15 protein-coding genes are annotated in these 15793 nt (G+C 50.0%); 10 read left to right on the forward strand and 5 right to left on the reverse strand.

What is annotated here, in order from left to right; all coding sequences use genetic code 11:
* Positions 1 to 205 precede the first annotated feature (205 nt).
* The 8 genes from ACFMKP_RS17950 to ACFMKP_RS17985 all read left to right on the forward strand — a co-directional run bounded on the left by ACFMKP_RS17950 (position 206) and on the right by ACFMKP_RS17985 (position 10185).
* Positions 206 to 2287 (forward strand): alpha-L-arabinofuranosidase, encoded by a 2082-nt coding sequence (locus ACFMKP_RS17950; protein WP_382293752.1) that lies wholly within the window; start codon positions 206 to 208, stop codon positions 2285 to 2287.
* A 12-nt stretch (positions 2288 to 2299) separates the two neighbouring features.
* On the forward strand, positions 2300 to 3343 hold the full coding sequence (locus tag ACFMKP_RS17955) for an RluA family pseudouridine synthase (protein WP_382293754.1): 1044 nt from the start codon (positions 2300 to 2302) through the stop codon (positions 3341 to 3343).
* Entirely contained in the window at positions 3340 to 4104 is a 765-nt protein-coding gene (locus ACFMKP_RS17960; RefSeq protein WP_382293756.1) for a sulfite exporter TauE/SafE family protein, read from the forward strand. The genes ACFMKP_RS17955 and ACFMKP_RS17960 overlap by 4 nt, the downstream gene beginning before the upstream one ends.
* 499 nt (positions 4105 to 4603) lie before the next feature.
* On the forward strand, positions 4604 to 5704 hold the full coding sequence (locus tag ACFMKP_RS17965; protein ID WP_382293758.1) for an ABC transporter ATP-binding protein: 1101 nt from the start codon (positions 4604 to 4606) through the stop codon (positions 5702 to 5704).
* Between the two features lie 57 nt (positions 5705 to 5761).
* Complete coding sequence (locus ACFMKP_RS17970; protein ID WP_382293760.1) at positions 5762 to 6625, forward strand: ABC transporter permease; 864 nt, start codon at positions 5762 to 5764, stop codon at positions 6623 to 6625.
* The gene (locus tag ACFMKP_RS17975; RefSeq protein ID WP_204754102.1) at positions 6603 to 7484 is read left to right on the forward strand and encodes an ABC transporter permease; all 882 of its coding nucleotides are present in this window, start codon (positions 6603 to 6605) and stop codon (positions 7482 to 7484) included. Before ACFMKP_RS17970 ends, ACFMKP_RS17975 begins: the two co-directional genes overlap by 23 nt.
* Before the next feature lie 34 nt (positions 7485 to 7518).
* Positions 7519 to 8640, forward strand: coding sequence for a spermidine/putrescine ABC transporter substrate-binding protein (locus ACFMKP_RS17980; RefSeq protein WP_382293762.1), 1122 nt, complete (start codon positions 7519 to 7521; stop codon positions 8638 to 8640).
* 363 nt (positions 8641 to 9003) lie between these two features.
* Complete coding sequence (locus ACFMKP_RS17985) at positions 9004 to 10185, forward strand: hypothetical protein (RefSeq protein ID WP_382293764.1); 1182 nt, start codon at positions 9004 to 9006, stop codon at positions 10183 to 10185.
* 59 nt (positions 10186 to 10244) lie between these two features.
* Here the strand turns inward: ACFMKP_RS17985 and rfaE2 are convergent, their stop codons facing one another.
* The 4 genes from rfaE2 to ACFMKP_RS18005 are packed head-to-tail and all read right to left on the reverse strand — an operon-like array spanning position 10245 to position 13079.
* The gene (gene rfaE2, locus ACFMKP_RS17990) at positions 10245 to 10739 is read right to left on the reverse strand and encodes a D-glycero-beta-D-manno-heptose 1-phosphate adenylyltransferase (RefSeq protein ID WP_054534338.1); all 495 of its coding nucleotides are present in this window, start codon (positions 10737 to 10739) and stop codon (positions 10245 to 10247) included.
* Between the two features lie 7 nt (positions 10740 to 10746).
* The gene (locus ACFMKP_RS17995) at positions 10747 to 11742 is read right to left on the reverse strand and encodes a bifunctional heptose 7-phosphate kinase/heptose 1-phosphate adenyltransferase (protein WP_382293766.1); all 996 of its coding nucleotides are present in this window, start codon (positions 11740 to 11742) and stop codon (positions 10747 to 10749) included.
* 21 nt (positions 11743 to 11763) lie between these two features.
* On the reverse strand, positions 11764 to 12540 hold the full coding sequence (locus ACFMKP_RS18000) for an SDR family NAD(P)-dependent oxidoreductase (protein WP_382293768.1): 777 nt from the start codon (positions 12538 to 12540) through the stop codon (positions 11764 to 11766).
* Positions 12537 to 13079, reverse strand: a complete 543-nt coding sequence (locus ACFMKP_RS18005) for a dual specificity protein phosphatase family protein (RefSeq protein ID WP_382293770.1) — start codon at positions 13077 to 13079, stop codon at positions 12537 to 12539. The genes ACFMKP_RS18000 and ACFMKP_RS18005 overlap by 4 nt, the downstream gene beginning before the upstream one ends.
* 138 nt (positions 13080 to 13217) lie before the next feature.
* Between ACFMKP_RS18005 and sfsA the strand changes: the two genes are divergently transcribed.
* Both sfsA and ACFMKP_RS18015 read left to right on the forward strand, forming a co-directional pair.
* Positions 13218 to 13967: a DNA/RNA nuclease SfsA gene (gene sfsA, locus ACFMKP_RS18010; RefSeq protein WP_382293772.1), complete on the forward strand. Its 750-nt coding sequence runs from the start codon at positions 13218 to 13220 to the stop codon at positions 13965 to 13967.
* 129 nt (positions 13968 to 14096) lie between these two features.
* Complete coding sequence (locus tag ACFMKP_RS18015) at positions 14097 to 14390, forward strand: DoxX family protein (RefSeq protein ID WP_382293774.1); 294 nt, start codon at positions 14097 to 14099, stop codon at positions 14388 to 14390.
* 293 nt (positions 14391 to 14683) lie between these two features.
* Here the strand turns inward: ACFMKP_RS18015 and ACFMKP_RS18020 are convergent, their stop codons facing one another.
* A complete protein-coding gene (locus tag ACFMKP_RS18020) occupies positions 14684 to 15232 on the reverse strand; it encodes an SMI1/KNR4 family protein (RefSeq protein WP_382293776.1) in 549 nt (182 codons plus the stop codon).
* Positions 15233 to 15793: the final 561 nt, after the last annotated feature.

Here is a 15793-nt window from a genome sequence, read left to right on the forward strand (position 1 = left end):
CACAACCAAAAGCCCCTCGCCCGCCGCGTGGGAGAGGGGTTGGGGTGAGGGGATCTTAAGACCTTCGCCGATCCCCAACCCCTGATCACCGATCTCTGACCCCTTGTCCCTCCTTTTAGTGAATAATTACTAAATTTTTTAAGTATATTCTTTAGATTTTTTTACTATAATCGATTTATGTTCAATGATGATCAGGAGGCAATGGATGCGACGTTTGGTTCAACTTTCGCTGCTGATGGTGTTGGGTGTCGCATGGCTTGGTTCAACGCGGGCACATACCGCAGTTCCAACTGGAACTTCAATTGTGTTTGATGAAGCCTTGGCAACCGGTTGGCAGAATTGGTCGTGGAGTACAGCGGTAGCGTTTGATAGCACAGCCCAAGCGCATACTGGCACGAAATCAACAGCTGTGACCTTTGAAGCGTGGGGCGGTTTTTCGTTGCACTCGCCTGGGTTAATTCCAGCTGAGGCCTTGACTGGGATTAGTTTTTGGGTGTATGGCGGCACTGGTGGCACCCAATTTAATGCTGGCGTTACCACTACCGATGGTGGCAATATTGTCACGCCAGTGCTGATTAATGCGCCTGCTGGCCAATGGACTCAAGTGCAATTGACCATGGCTCAGTTGGGCAATCCCAGCGCCGTTTCGCGAATCAATCTGCAAGAATCCACGGGCGTAGCCCAACCAACCTTCTATCTCGATGATATTACGCTGAATGTGGTTGATTTTGCGCCTCCAGGCACCGTTAATGTGACGATTGATACCGATCAAACAGTGCTTGATTTTAATGCGCGTAACGCATTAGGCACCAACTACGGCATGTGGGGCGTGGAAGCTGCGGCTAATCCAACCTTTCTTGCGCGCAGTGGTGCTTTGGGCAACATGACGATTCGCTTGCCCGGCGGCTCGATGAGCCAAGATCATGGCGCAATCAACTGCGAATTGGGGGCTGGCAACACGATTGCCAATGCATGGCCATGTAATTATGAATGGGCCATGACCCCAACCGATTTTATTGAATTTTTGAACGCAACTGGTCGCGACGCAATTTGGACGATCAATACCAACGTCACCTCGGGCGAAGCTGCTGCCTTAGTAGCTTTCTTCAACGGTGAAGTCAACGATCAACGAGCGCTTGGAACCGATCGCAAAGGCGTGGATTGGCGCACGGTTGGCTATTGGGCGCAACTGCGAGCCAGCCATGGCAACCCTGCTCCAGTCGGCATCAAATATTGGGATTTTGGCAACGAAACCTATGGATCGTGTGTTGCAGGCTGGGAAGTTGGCTGGACCTGTGATGGCGCTGAATATATCAACGGTGTGACAACCCCTGAGCGCCACGAAGGCTATATCGACGTTCGGGCTGCGATGAAGGTCGTCGATCCAACAATTATGGTTGGCGTTACTGCATTGGCCAACCCAACCGAATTCAATAATTGGACGACTAAGGTGCTGACCGAGGGCGGCGACATCATTGATTACATCGCGATTCACCCCTATTCATTTGTTGATGTGCCAAACAACGATGCCTTGGGTCGCTATTTAATGCTTTCGCGCCCGCAGAAGCAATGGCCCGAAGTTTTTGCCAGCACGCGCCAAGCAATTGCCGATTTTGCTGAAGGCCGCGAGATTCCAATTATGGTTGGCGAATACAATTTGAGCGCTGGCTGGCCCTACGATCCGCAAGCGATGATGACCAAAGCGCTGAATATGTTGTTTATTGCCGATACGACTGGTCAAATTATTCAAGGCGATGTGTTGGCGGCTAATCATTGGCTGTTGAATGGCAACGTCCAGACCAATGGCACCGATTATGGCTTGATTGGCGATGTGCCAAGCTACACCCGCAGCCCACAATATTATGCCTTCCACTTGTGGCAGTTTTTCGGCAATCGCTTGCTTGAATATACGAGCGATGCTGATGCAGCAACCCAAATTAGCTTCTATGCTGGCAGCGATGGGCATACTATCTCACTGATGGCGATTAACAAAACTGGACAAGCTACGACCACCAATGTGCAACTTCGCACCAATGGTTCAGTAGTTCCCGCGCTTTCTGGCTCGATTGATGTTGCCCAAGCTGCGAGCCTCGATGCGACCACAATCACGTATAATGGTCAGACCAATGTGAACGATGATTTTAGTAATGCGCAGACGATCGAATTGACTGATGTGGGCGAAACCACAACCGTCACGCTGCCCGCTTACTCAATCACGCTCTTGCGGTTTGCAACCGACGACAGCGCCTATACCCTCTACACTCCATTGGTGCTGTTCAACAAATAGAACGGATAGATTGTGTTCGACCCATTAGCCGAATTGTCGGCGCTTGATCAGCGGGTACTGTGCGATTTAGCCGCACAGTACCCTGTTAAATTAACCCTCGAACCATCAACCGCAGGGCTACCATTGTGGCAACTGTTAATTGAGCGTTTGCAGCTTTCCGCTACCTTGGCCCAAACCCTGATGGTGCGCGGCGCAATTTGGATCAACAGTGTGCGTGTTAATGATCCTTTGGCCGAAGCGCCGCCAGCAGGTGAATTGGTGGTGCATACGCCGCCAGCGGGCTTATATGCCAACCCCATTATTACTCCAGCAGAAATAATGTTTGAGGATGAATGGATTTTGGTGCTGAATAAGCCCGCTGCTTGGTATAGCGTGGCCACGCCATGGGATACGTTTGGCCATCTTGAAGGGGCATTGGCACGCTTTTTCCTCCAGCGCGATGGCGAGGCTGTGCCATTTCATCTCGTCCATCGGCTTGATCATGGCACTTCTGGCGCGTTGATCGTCTCGAAAAATCCAATCCTCAACAGCCGGTTTCAGCGCATGTTTAATGAAGGTCGAGTTGAAAAAACCTACCTTGCGCTGGCCAGCGGCGTGCCAACTTGGAACGACTTAGAGGTTGTAACTGGCCATTCGCGTGGAGAACATGGCTTGTGGTCGGTCTATCCTGAGGCGATGATTGATCAATTGTATGGCCCGAAGGATCGGCGGGTGCGGCGGGCGCATACCAGTTTTACAGTGCGGGCGAAAGGCACACAAGCAGCTTTATTGGCCGCCCGTTTGCACACTGGGCGCACTCATCAAATTCGCCTGCATGCGCTGCATGTTGGCCATCCATTGGTTGGCGATCAACGCTATGGCGGCATAACTCAGCTTGGCAATTTAATCGTGAAAGAGCAATTATTACACGCTGCATGGCTGCAATTTCCCCATCCGCGTTATGGCTCAACGCTTGAACTCACCGCGCCAGTGCCAAACCTGTGGCACGAGGTTGGTGCAGCAGTCGGGCTTGATCTGCAAGCTGAATTTGTGCAAACAGGAAACCCAGCGCCATGAGTTTAATAATTCTTTGTGCTTTTGCCTTGTTGGCAGGGTTTATTGATGCGGTGGCTGGTGGCGGCGGCTTGATTCAATTACCGCCCTTGTTGATTTTGCAAAAAGATGTTGCACCTGCACTCGTGTTGGGAACCAATAAATTTGCAGCAGTAACCGGCACCGCCACGGCGGCGGTCAATTACAATCGGCGGGTGAAGGTCAATTGGCGGATTATCGGGCCGGGTATGCTGAGCGCGGCGTTGTGCTCGTGGCTTGGGGCGCGAGCCGTTAGCTTAATTCGGCCAGAGCTATTTCGACCAATTATGCTGCTGCTGATCATTGCGATGGCAATATATACCTTTAAACGCAAGGATTTTGGCAGCGCTGCCCGCACAACCAAAGCCTCGGCGCGGCCAATGCCCTATGTTTTAGGCTTTTGCGGCATGATTGGCTTCTACGATGGGATTTTTGGGCCGGGCACTGGCAGTTTGTTGATGTTTGCCTTCGTGGGCATTTTAGGCTTCGATTTTCTCCAAGCCTCAGCCTCGACCAAAATTATTAATGTAACCACCAATGTTGCGGCTTTGGTCCAATTTCTTAGCGCTGGTCAAATTATCTGGCACTTGGCGCTGCCAATGGCGGTTTGCAATATTGTCGGCGGAATTATTGGCTCGCGCATGGCGCTGGCCAAAGGCAGTCAGTTTGTGCGGGTGATCTTTCTCGTCGTCGTGGTTGGGGTGATTTTGCGCTATGGCTACGATATTGTGCAAAGCATTCTTTAAAAGTATGAAGGATGAAGGATGAGGGATGAAGTCAAAATAAGAGCATAGAACATAGAACATAGAACATAGAACATAGAAAAGGATGAGGGATGAAGTTGAAAATCAAAAGTCAAAAGGCAGAAAACAACAAGAGATACGAGGCTATAGGCTATGGGCTATCGGCATATTGTTCGTGCAATTCGTGGAATTCGTGGCGAAAAAAACAACCTTCGCGGTCTTCGCGGTTTCAATTTTTACCTTTTAGCTATCGGCTTTGGGCTATCGGAATAATAATCAAATCAATCTGTGGCAATCTGTGGCTAAAATGTCCTTCGTGTTCCTTCGTGTTCTTCGCGGTTTCAATTTTTGCCTTCTGATTTTTGACTTCTGACTTCTGACTTTTGCCGCTTACCCTAGATCTAGAATACTGTAAAAACAGTGTATAATTCAGCATCCAAATGGTATGCATCTTGCATGATTCAGGAGGGTTGGTTCGCGCACTAAGGAGGCACGCACTGCAATGAACACACCCACTTGGGCGGTGGAACTTGACCACGTAACCAAAGAATTTCGCGGCAGCACAGCCGTTCGTGATGTTTCTTTAAAAATCGCGGACGGTGAATTTTTTTCCCTACTTGGCCCCTCTGGCTGTGGTAAAACCACGCTACTCCGCATGATCGCTGGCTTTGAAAACCCCAGTAGTGGCGATATCTACATCGAAGGCGAGTTGATGGGCCAAACGCCTGCCAATCGGCGCGATGTGAATACTGTTTTTCAGAGCTATGCGCTCTTTCCCCATATGTCGGTGGCTGAAAACGTGGCCTTTGGCCTGCATATGAAAAAGATCAACAAGGCTGATGTTGCTACCCGCGTGAAACAAGCGCTCGATATGGTGCAGCTGCATGCCTTTGGCGATCGCCGCCCCAAGCAACTTTCTGGTGGTCAGCAGCAACGGGTTGCCTTAGCCCGCGCCTTGATCAACGAGCCAGAAGTGTTGTTGCTTGACGAACCATTGGCAGCGCTTGACCTGAAATTGCGCAAAGAAATGCAATTGGAACTCAAAAGCATTCAGCAGCGCTTGGGCATTACCTTTATCTTCGTGACCCACGATCAAGAAGAAGCCTTGACTATGAGCGACCGGATTGCGGTGATGGAATTGGGTAAAGTGCTACAAGTTGGCCAGCCAACCGAAATCTACGAGCGCCCCAAAACGCGTTTTGTCGCCGATTTTATTGGCGAATGCAATTTTATTGATGGTACGGTGGTAACGGTTGAAAACGGTGCCGTAACCCTTGAGACGACGGGCGGCGTGCGAGTTGTGGGTACGGGCATGTTTCCGGTTGCTGCTGGGGATCATGCGGTGCTGGCCGTCCGGCCTGAGAAAGTCCGTTTGGTTGAAGGCCAACAGCCCCAAGGTACAAACGTTTTTGCTGCAATTGTTGAGCGCGTTGCGTATATTGGCTCTGATACTCGGATTATTGTGCGTTTGCCTGATGGCTCGCCGTTTGATGTTTGGGAAGCAAACACCGTTTCGACGCTTGACCCAAACCAATACTATACCGCTGGCGACCCTGTTTATGTTACATGGGCCACCCAAAATAGCCTAATACTCGAACGTTAATCGTACTCTGCTCAGGTTTGTTGGGTTGTGCAAACAAGCAACATCCATGGGGGAACTATGTATAATGCGCGAACTGAGCAACGTCGTGCCTGGCTGCAAGCCTCGCCTGCCTTAATCTGGTTGGGCTTCTTCTTTTTGGCTCCCTTGGTGCTCATTCTCATTTATTCATTCCAAGGCCGCGCCAACGATGGCACGGTATTGTGGAACTGGTCGCTGGCCAATTATCAAAAGCTGTTTGCCGATGGCGCGTTTTGGCGCACGCTCTGGCTTTCGACCTGGATTGCGCTGGTGGTGACGGCGATCACGTTGGTAGTCAGTTATCCGCTTGCCTTTTTTATGGCGACGCGCAGCCCCAAACGCCGTGGTTTGCTGGTGCTGGCGGTGATGATTCCGTTTTGGACTAACTTTCTGGTGCGGATTTACGCTTGGAAAGTGCTGCTTGGCAATAATGGTGTGGTCAATCGCTTTCTAGATCAATTTGATCTTGGCCCGTTGCAGATGATTAATAACCCAAGTGCGGTGATTATGGCGCTGATCTATGGCGAATTGCCGTATATGATTTTGCCTTTGTACGCAGCGCTTGAACGCTTCGATTGGGTGCAGCTTGAGGCGGCGCGCGATTTGGGCGCTGGCCGCTTCCAAACTTTTTGGCGCGTGCTGTTGCCGCAAACCTTGCCAGGCATCACTGCTGGCTCAATTTTGGTCTTTGTGCCAACCGTCGGAACTTTTGCGGTTTCGGATATTTTGGGCGGCACGAGTGTCAACATGGTGGGCAACAGCTTGAGTTTGCAATTTGGCTCGGCCTCGAATTGGGCCTATGGCTCGGCAATTTCGATGATCTTTATGCTGCTGCTCTTGGGCGCAATCTTGCTTTATTTCAAAGCAACACGGGAGGTGAATGATGGCGAAAATCCTGGCTGATAAGCGCATTGAAACCAAGCACGGGCGTTCGCGTCCGGTGGCTAAACGGCACATGCCTTGGGGTACATGGGCGCTAACGCTGAATGCGATTTTCGTCTACACCTTCTTGTATGTGCCGATTATTGTGTTGGTGTTGTTCTCGTTCAATGCGGCCAAAGTTGGGGCGCAATGGCAAGGCTTCACCCTGCAATGGTACAACGAGCTATTCGCCGATGCCCGTTTGGGCGATGCGCTCTGGACAAGCCTCAAAATTGCTGGTTTATCGACGGTGATTGCAACGACAATTGGCACCTTGGCGGCCTTGGCCTTGGAAAAACGTGGCTGGCGCGGGCGCAAAGCCTTTGATACGGGGCTATATTTGCCAGTCATTATTCCTGATGTGGTGATGGCTGTCTCGCTGTTGGGCTTTTTCACCTTGGCTTTTCGCCAATTCCAAGCCTTGTTGGGTTTGAATTTGGCGATGGGCTTGTGGACAGTAATCATCTCGCACGTGGCGTTTAATATTTCGTTTGTGACGGTTGTGGTTGGCACAAGTTTGGCCAATTTTGACCGCCGCTTGGAAGAAGCCGCTGCCGATTTGGGCGCAACGCCATGGCAAACCTTTTGGAAAATCAAGTTTCCCTTGATTGGGCCTGGGGTTTTGGGCGGTGCGTTGCTGTCATTCACGCTTTCGCTTGATGATTTTGTGGTAACCTTTTTCACCCGTGGCCCAGGGGTCAACACCTTGACCACCGAAGTTTACGGGCGAATCAAAAAATCGATTTCGCCTGAGATTAATGCCATCTCAAGCTTGATGCTGCTTGGTTCAACGATCTTGGTGCTGACTTCGTTGTGGATGCAACGTCGCCGCCAAGCCTAATAATCTGTTTTGTGTGTTGTAAGGAGTTTGATTGATGAAACTAAACCGCTTTGGGCTGTTGCTCATGGTGCTCAGTTTGTTGGTGGCCTGCGGCGAAGCAACCCCAACCACCACGCCGCCAACTACGCCAGCTGGCACGGCAACTGGGGGTAATTCTGGCTCGGTTGATCGCAGTAAGCTGAGCGAAACGCTGCGCATCTACGCTTGGGGCGAGTACATTCCCGAAGATGTGCCACAACTTTTCGAAAGCGAATTTGGCGTAAAAGTCACGGTTGATACCTATTCGTCGAACGAAGAAATGGCCGCCAAAATTCGGGCTGGCAATTCGGGCTACGATATTGTTCAGCCTTCAGATTATATGGTGGCTTTGTTGGCCGAGGGCAATTATTTGGCCAAAATCAATCTGGCCAATATTCCAAATGTTGCCAACATCGATCCTGCTAATATGGGCTTGTATTACGACCCAAACAACGAATTTTCCGTGCCCTACTTGTGGGGAACCACGGGCATTGCCTACGATAAAACCGCAGTTTCGCCAGCCCCAACCAGCTGGTCAATTTTGTTTGATCCTGCTCAGCTGAGCGCCTACAAAGGCCGCGTGAGTATGCTGAACGACGAGCGCGAAGTAATTGGCGCGGCGATGCTGTTCTTAGGCAAAGATCGCAACTCCAGCGAGCCTGCTGATCTCGAAGCTGCCAAAAAAGTTTTGCTTGAGCAAAAACCGTTGTTAGCCAAATACAACAGCGATAATGTGTATCAAGATTTGGCCTCTGGCGAGGTCGTTTTGGCTCAATCGTGGAATCTCTACACTGGCTTGGCTATGATCGATAACGAAAATATCGAGTGGGTTATTCCGCAAGAGGGTGGCGTGATTTGGCAAGATACGATGGCGATTGTGGCTGGCACGCCCAACCAATATACCGCCGAAGTCTTTATCGATTTTATGAATCGGCCTGAAATTGCTGCCAAAGTTGCCGATTTCACTGCTGCTTTAACGCCCAACGTCAAAGCTGAGCCATTGATTGGCGACGAACTTAAAGCAGTTTATCCAAAGATCAAGCCCAGCGCCGAAGATCGCAAGCGGCTCGATTGGCTGCGCAAAGGCCAAAATGCCACCGCCTTCTCCGATGTCTGGTCGGCAGTTAAATCGCAGTAACCATTTGCGTATAAAAACTTGGTTGTTGGGGATTGCTCACATCAATGTGAGCAATCCCTTTTTTGATCCCTGCAGGAACTAGGGTTCAGGGTTTACGGGCCAACAATTATGAACCCTCATTAAATATTTAGTACTTTTAGCTTATCAATGCATAGGTATAGCATGTTGGATACTTTATTCTTAAAGACCATTAATCCATAGCTAGCTAAACATGATTGCGAATAGAGGATGATCGTCGGAAGGCTGTCTGCAACGCTTGTGCACAGCTTGGATGCGGTCGAATTCAGCTTTAAATGCACACTGGTTCAGGCATCAGATTGGCATTGATTACGATGGTCGATGAGTCATTAAGGAGGAATTCAGATGCGGCGTGGTTTGAAGTTCGTTATGATGTTGTTGGTTGTGAGTATGGGCATTCTGCCTGATTCCCGATCCCATGGAGCGTTAGCCTTGAACACTGAGGCTAGTGCTGCTGCGGCGATAGTTGCGACAGTGCCAGCTGCCTTCGTGGAAGGGACATGGCATCCGACAATTAACACCCCAGATATGAAAATCAATAGTATGGCCGTTGCAAACGAACGGGTCTATATTATCGCTTGGGTGGATGGATCGAACCCTCAGCCTACTGGCTTGCGGGCATGGAATCCGCTAACCCAAGAGTGGACGCTGCTTCAAGCTGACACAGCGAACAATAGCTGGACTAAATTACAAACAGGCCGTGATGGCCGGCTATATGCGCTGCATACAATTTATGGCAGTTCAGGAACAGTTCCTCAGCGGCTGGTTTCAACCTTCAACGGATCGGCGTGGGTTGATGTCACCCCGGTAGCTCCTTTGCAAGGCAATAGTTTTAATTCATATATCGCGCTCAGCAATACTGAGATCTATATGATTGATAATAATCGTAGCTTGCTGATTTGGAATGGCACAACATGGACGATTAAGCAAACCCATGAGGATGGGCCTGGAATTGAGGGGATTGCTGACTTACAACAGTGTGGTGATGGAATATATTTCACCTATGTTGAGGCTATGCAGGTTAATGAACATGTTGTTGTTACGCTCGAAGAGCTACGCAAATATACCCCGGCAACAGGGACGTTTTCGGTGAGTGGAGGCCGGACGTATATGGCGATTTGCGAGGGCACTAATCGCTATAGCTTTATTAGGGAAAAAATTCGCTTTGAGCTGGCAAATACTCCGACTCGCATCTTTACTACGAGTTACGCTACAGGGTCAACAATTCCTTGGGTGCGTGCGATGGTTCGAATTGGCGGTTATATCTATGTTACTGGCAGTTTTGACACAGTTGATGGGGTTAAGACTGGCAATGTAGCCCGCTGGAATGGTAGTCGATGGGAAGGGCTTGGGCCTGAGTTTAGCCAGTATCGAGTCTCTACCGATGCTATCGTTGGGCTTGGCCATCAGGTCTATGTTGCTGGCTTTTATCTTGAGAGTGGGACTGGTGATGGGCGACATATTGCCGCATGGACTCCGACCATACCCTATACAACCTATAATCCATTGGTAAGCCATAAACCTTAATCAACCATCTCCAACTCTATTCAATGGCTCAGCATGAATTCATGCTGAGCCATTGGTTTTTATTCGCTACGAATTTTGGCAATCAAGTTGCTGGTCGATAAGCCTGCTTGATACTGAATCAGCTCAACTTGCCCACCATAGGCTAAGACGATTTTGGCTTCTGGCAGCTCTTTGCCGTTGCTTGCTTGTTCGGGATGCGCATAATCGCCGCCTTTAACGTACACATCAGGTTGTAAAGCACTGACTAATGGCTCGGCGGTGAGTGAATCAAACAAGGTGACATAATCGACTGAACGCAAGCCCGCCAAGACTATTCCGCGTTGTAATTCGGGCACAATTGGCCTGGTTGGGCCTTTATAGCCGCGCACCGAGGCATCGCTGTTCAATCCCACAATTAACAGATCGCCAAGTGCGCGCGCTGCTTGCAAATAGCTCACATGGCCTGCATGGACAAGATCGAATGCGCCATTGGTAAAAACGACGGTTAAGCCCTGTTTGCGCCACTGCTGGCGGCGTGTTACTAATTCTTCTAAACTGCGAAATGGTGAGTTCATCGATGCCTCATGCAATTTGACCAAATTGGATTAATGCGCTTTGGAGTTCGTTGGGGCTAACCGTGGCCACGCCGATCCGGCGCACGACCAAGGCAGCAGCTGTGTTGGCAAGTTGGGCGGCAATTAATGGACTATGGCCAGCGCACAGGCTTAGCGTCGCAGTCGCAATAAAGGTATCGCCAGCACCAGTTGCATCAAATACCTCGCCAATTGGCACCGCTGGAATGTGATGCATGCCTGCTGGATCGAGCAACGAAAAGCCCGCGCCACCTCTGGTAATTACTACCGCCGCCAACTTGAGTTGATCGCGTAAGCGTTGCAAGCCCTGTTCAACTTGCTGGTCATCGCGGAGTTGCTGGCCCAGCCATGCTTCTGCTTCGCCCAAATTACACTTGAGAAAATCGGCTCCAGCGTAGGGTTCAAAGCGGCCTTGGCTATCAACCGTCAATAAAATCTGATATTGTTGACATAATTGCTGGATGTGTTGAATGAGCCGCTCGCTGAGCCAGCCAACCCGATAATCTGAGCAGAGCACAGCATCAACTTGGGGAATCAATTGGCCCAATAATTCGATCGCCTGATCTTCTAAATCAGGATCGACAGGCCGTCGGTCGACTTTATCGAGCCGCGCTACTTGCTGGGCGACGGTTAATTGTACTGAGGCCAAAATGCGGGTTTTGGTGGTGGTTGGGCGTTGCTCATCGCGCAAGAGGCCAGTTGTGCTAACTTTGCGTTTATGCAAGGCATTGGCTAATTCTTGTCCAGCCTGATCGGCTCCAATCAAAGCAACAATGCCTGCTGTGCTGCCAAGCGCTGTGATATTGGCCGCAGGATTAGCCGCGCCGCCTGGAATTGTCCGCCGTTGCTCAAATTCTAAGACCGGAATTGCGGCCTCGCGCGAGAGCCGTTCGGGCTTGCCATACAAATATTCATCGAGCACAACATCGCCAACCACCAAGATTCGGCGATTGGCGAGCTGCGCAACATGTTCAAGCGTGATCATACGAATTCTCAATATCCAAAATTAACCAACCAGCTTCACCAGCCAACGGGTGAATGCTGGGAAGATACGATAGGCTACCCCAAAGAGATGATAAATTCGCGGAATAACTCGCTGGGTTGTGGGGTTGGCCGCCACATGTAAGACAATATCGGTTACATCGTGGGGCTTGAGCGTGCCAAAAAGCGACGCAAAGCGCGACATCTTATTGAAGTCGGCTGATTCGAAAAATGGCGTAGCGATGGGCGCTGGGCAAACGATTGAACATTTGATTGGTGTGCTACGTAGCTCAATTTGCAATGCTTCCGAGGCTGCCATCAAGGCATGTTTTGAGGCCGAATAACTGCCCATGTTGTGGGTTGAAACTAAGCCTGCCACCGAAGCCACATTCACAATATGGCCACTATGTTGCTTGCGCATAACTGGCAAGACTGCCCGAATACAATGCATTGCGCCAAAATAATTAACCGTAATCATGCCTTCAAGATGTTTCCAATCGATGTGCTCAATTGAATCGAACACCCCATAGCCAGCATTATTGATCAGCAAATCGACCCGCCCAAACGTTGCAACCGCTTGATCGATCAAAGCTTGAACTGCATCAACATCGCTGACATCGGTAGCAACAGCAAGGGCTTTGGCTCCGGTTTGATTAATTGCGGCAGCAAGCTCGTTTAATTGATCAGCTGAGCGCGCGGCCAGCACCACATTAGCTCCGCCGCGTGCTAAGCCTTCAGCAATTAATTTACCAATGCCTGATGACGCGCCAGTAACGATGGCGGTTTTGCCAGCAAAACTCATGACGTTGCTCCTTGCTGTGCCCAATCGTGGGCAAACTGCTCTAATGCTTGGCGTTGCCAGGGATGCAAGTGAACAATTGGGCGACGCTCTTTAACTAAATTCCAAGCGTTTTCGAGGCTCATGCCTTCGGCTATCAGCACGGCGGTACATAGCGTTGCCGAACGGCTCATGCCAGCGTGACAATGGATGAGCACTTTGTGGCCAGCTTTGGTTGCCTGTTGCACAAAGGCCACGCCTTGTTGCAGCGCCTCAGGCGTTGGGGCTTGGCGATCTTGGGTTGGTAGCCACAAATAGCCCTCGTTGCCAAGCGAGCCAAAGCGATCTTGGCGTTCTGCTTGCAGATTGACCGTCACGCGCACGCCTTGGGTGTGTAAAATGTGCCAATCGTGCTCATCGAAAAAACCGCCGAGGTAAAGCTGATCAGTAATTTGGCTTGCTCGTGGCACAACCTTGCCGCCAAGGCGACGATACAGTCGACGGGTTCCCATTACAAGCTTCGAGCGCACAATATAAAACCAACGCTGCAAAACAGCCAGCATACCTCAATCCTTTGTCAGTTTTTGGCCTAATCAACGACCGAAAGCCATTGTACCACGCTGTACCACGCCGTTTATCGCATTTTGGTTGAACCTGATCAGGCTATAATGGCTACGATTTTTTATAGTTGCAAGGCGCTTGTGGAAACAAATCCGATTCAAATTGCGTTGGTGGGCGGTGCGCCCTTGGTGATGGCCAGCTTTTTAGCCCGGCCAAACCAATTTGTGGTGGTCGCAGCGTTAGCCGATGGCTCAATTGTGCAGGCACATATGGCTGATCGTGGCCGTTTATTGACCAAACTTCTGCCAGGTGCGCAGCTTGTGCTTGGCCACAAACCAGCGGAAGGCCGCAAAACCGCTTATCAAGTGGCCGGAGTTTATGAGGGCAATGAATTGGTTTCGTTGGATACAGGCTTGCCAAATCGTTTGGTTGAGGCTGCTTTGCGGGCGCGGGCTTTAGCACCGTTTGCTGAATATGGCTATGTTGAGCGCGAAGTAAAACATGGAGCCAGCCGTTTTGATTTTGGCCTAGCACCAGCGCCACCGATCCATGCCAAGCGCTATGGTGGCGATTGCCCATGGCTGGTTGAGGTAAAAAGTGTTGGTGATGCAGCGGATGGCTTGGCGTTGTTTCCCGATGCGCCGACCGTTCGTGGGCGACGACACTTGCTCGAATTGGCCCAATTGCATGAACAAGGGCGACGCACAGCTGTGGTTTTTATTGTGCAGCGCGGCGATGCCCAACGCGTAGCCGTCAACCGCCAGATTGATCCAGCATTTGCTGAAACCCTGGCTTTGGTTGCTACTCGCGGGGTTGAAATTTATGCCTATCGCTGCCCCTTGAGCCTTGCTGGCATTCAGCTGGCCGAGCAATTGCCAGTTGAATTGTAGATGAAGGATGAAGGATGAAAATTCGGGCTATGGGCTTTCGGAAATAGCTTGGAATTCTCATCATTGAATCCCATAGCCTATAGCCCCGCTCCCTTCGTGCTCTTCGCGCGTTTCGCGGTTCCCTGCTTCGTGCCATTCGCGTTCTTCGTGGTTCCGTTCTTCTTGATTCTTGGTGGCTCAATCATTAGTTTTGGTGTGTTGTTGCTTGTTTACACCGTATTGGCGATTATCCCACGCACAGCAGTTTTGGGGACAATCTTGCTGACTGGGTATTTTGGCGGAGCGATTGCAAGCCATGTTCGGGGTGGCAACCCGATCGTTGCGCTGGTATTTCCAATAATGCTTAGTGCGATGTTGTGGGGTGGATTGTATCTTGTTGATGCCCGTGTCCTAGCAGTTTTCCTGCTGAGTGAGCATGCATAATCGTTGATTGAGTTGAAATACTTGATTGGGCTGCCCTCTTTTCTTAGATTGAGGGCAGCCCAATTTTTAATCATCAAAGGATTCAGTTTTTGTTTATTATTCCTCTGATGCTAATTTTGCCCACGCAAAAGGAATTGGCATGTTCAAGTGTTGCATCCGTTGGAAGAGATCGCTTTGACGAAAGATAGTAACCCAAGCTGTTGTGAAATCCCATGGACCACTCAACTGCTGCTTTTGTCGATCTGCTTGATAGGATTGCTTGCTAAATGAGGCATAAAACTGACGATATTCTTCTAAATGTTGCGAGAGCAGGTTATCGCGTTCTTCAAAAGTTCCAACGGTATTATCATGGAGATATGTGCGGTGTGATACCAATTGTGTGGATTGATTGAAGCAAAAGTGCGCTCTCGTAGCCAGATTGAGAATGCTGGTGCAAGCTGGCTGGGTTCAGTTGGTGGAGGTTCATCGCCAAGCACTGTGCAAAAAAACGCCGGATCGTCGCCCTGATTGCGCCAAAAATAATACAGGACATAAGCTTGATGTTGGGTAAATGGCACGATGAATGGATCTGCTAGCCAAGGGATTGGGCCATCATTGAGCATATAGGTAGCTACTGAAAATGCATCATCGAGCCTATCAAGAGCGGCATCATCGCCATCAAACCACCGACGGGTATTGGTTTTGCCAAATGTTGCTAAAAAAGCCCGATAACAAGCTGGTAATTGATAGCCCCGTTGTTGTTCAAGCTCGTTTATCGCGGTTTCATCCACTCCTGCAACGGTCTCAACCAAACCCGCTTCGACCACAAAACTTGCTAATTTCTGCATATAGGATATATACATCTGTGGTTGCTCCTAACGAATTCTCTGTGTCGGAGCTATTATAAAGTCAGAAGTCGGAAGGCAAAAGGTAGAAGAATAAAGAGCATATAACAGAGGGATGAAAATTCGGGCTATGGGCTTTCGGAAATAGCTTGGAATTCCCATCATTAAAGCCCATAGCTCCGCTCCCTTCGTGCTCTTCGCGCGTTTCGCGGTTCCCTGTTTCGTGTTCCTTCGTGTCCTTCGTAGATCGGGTTCGTGGCATTTGACAACGCTGCCCATCTGCGGTAGAATCCTTTGGCTGTCAACAAATGACTTCAAAACGAGTCACGACACGATAAACCGAACGAATCAACCACACGCAAGGGTTTGACAAGAACGATTGAATGTGGTAAACTTCACGGGCTATCGATTGATAGCAACGATGTTTGCTCAACATCACACATTTGACGAAATGCTCCGCTTTCCTGCTTCGAATGCAGTGGCGGATTTTTTATCGCCAAAATTGCACCTTTCCAACTGATGGGTGCTGCGTCCGCAGCACATTCCATGCATCAATATTTTCTTTTTGTCACCGTCAAT

The organism is Herpetosiphon sp. NSE202 (assembly GCF_042688385.1).
GTDB lineage: Bacteria > Chloroflexota > Chloroflexia > Chloroflexales > Herpetosiphonaceae > Herpetosiphon.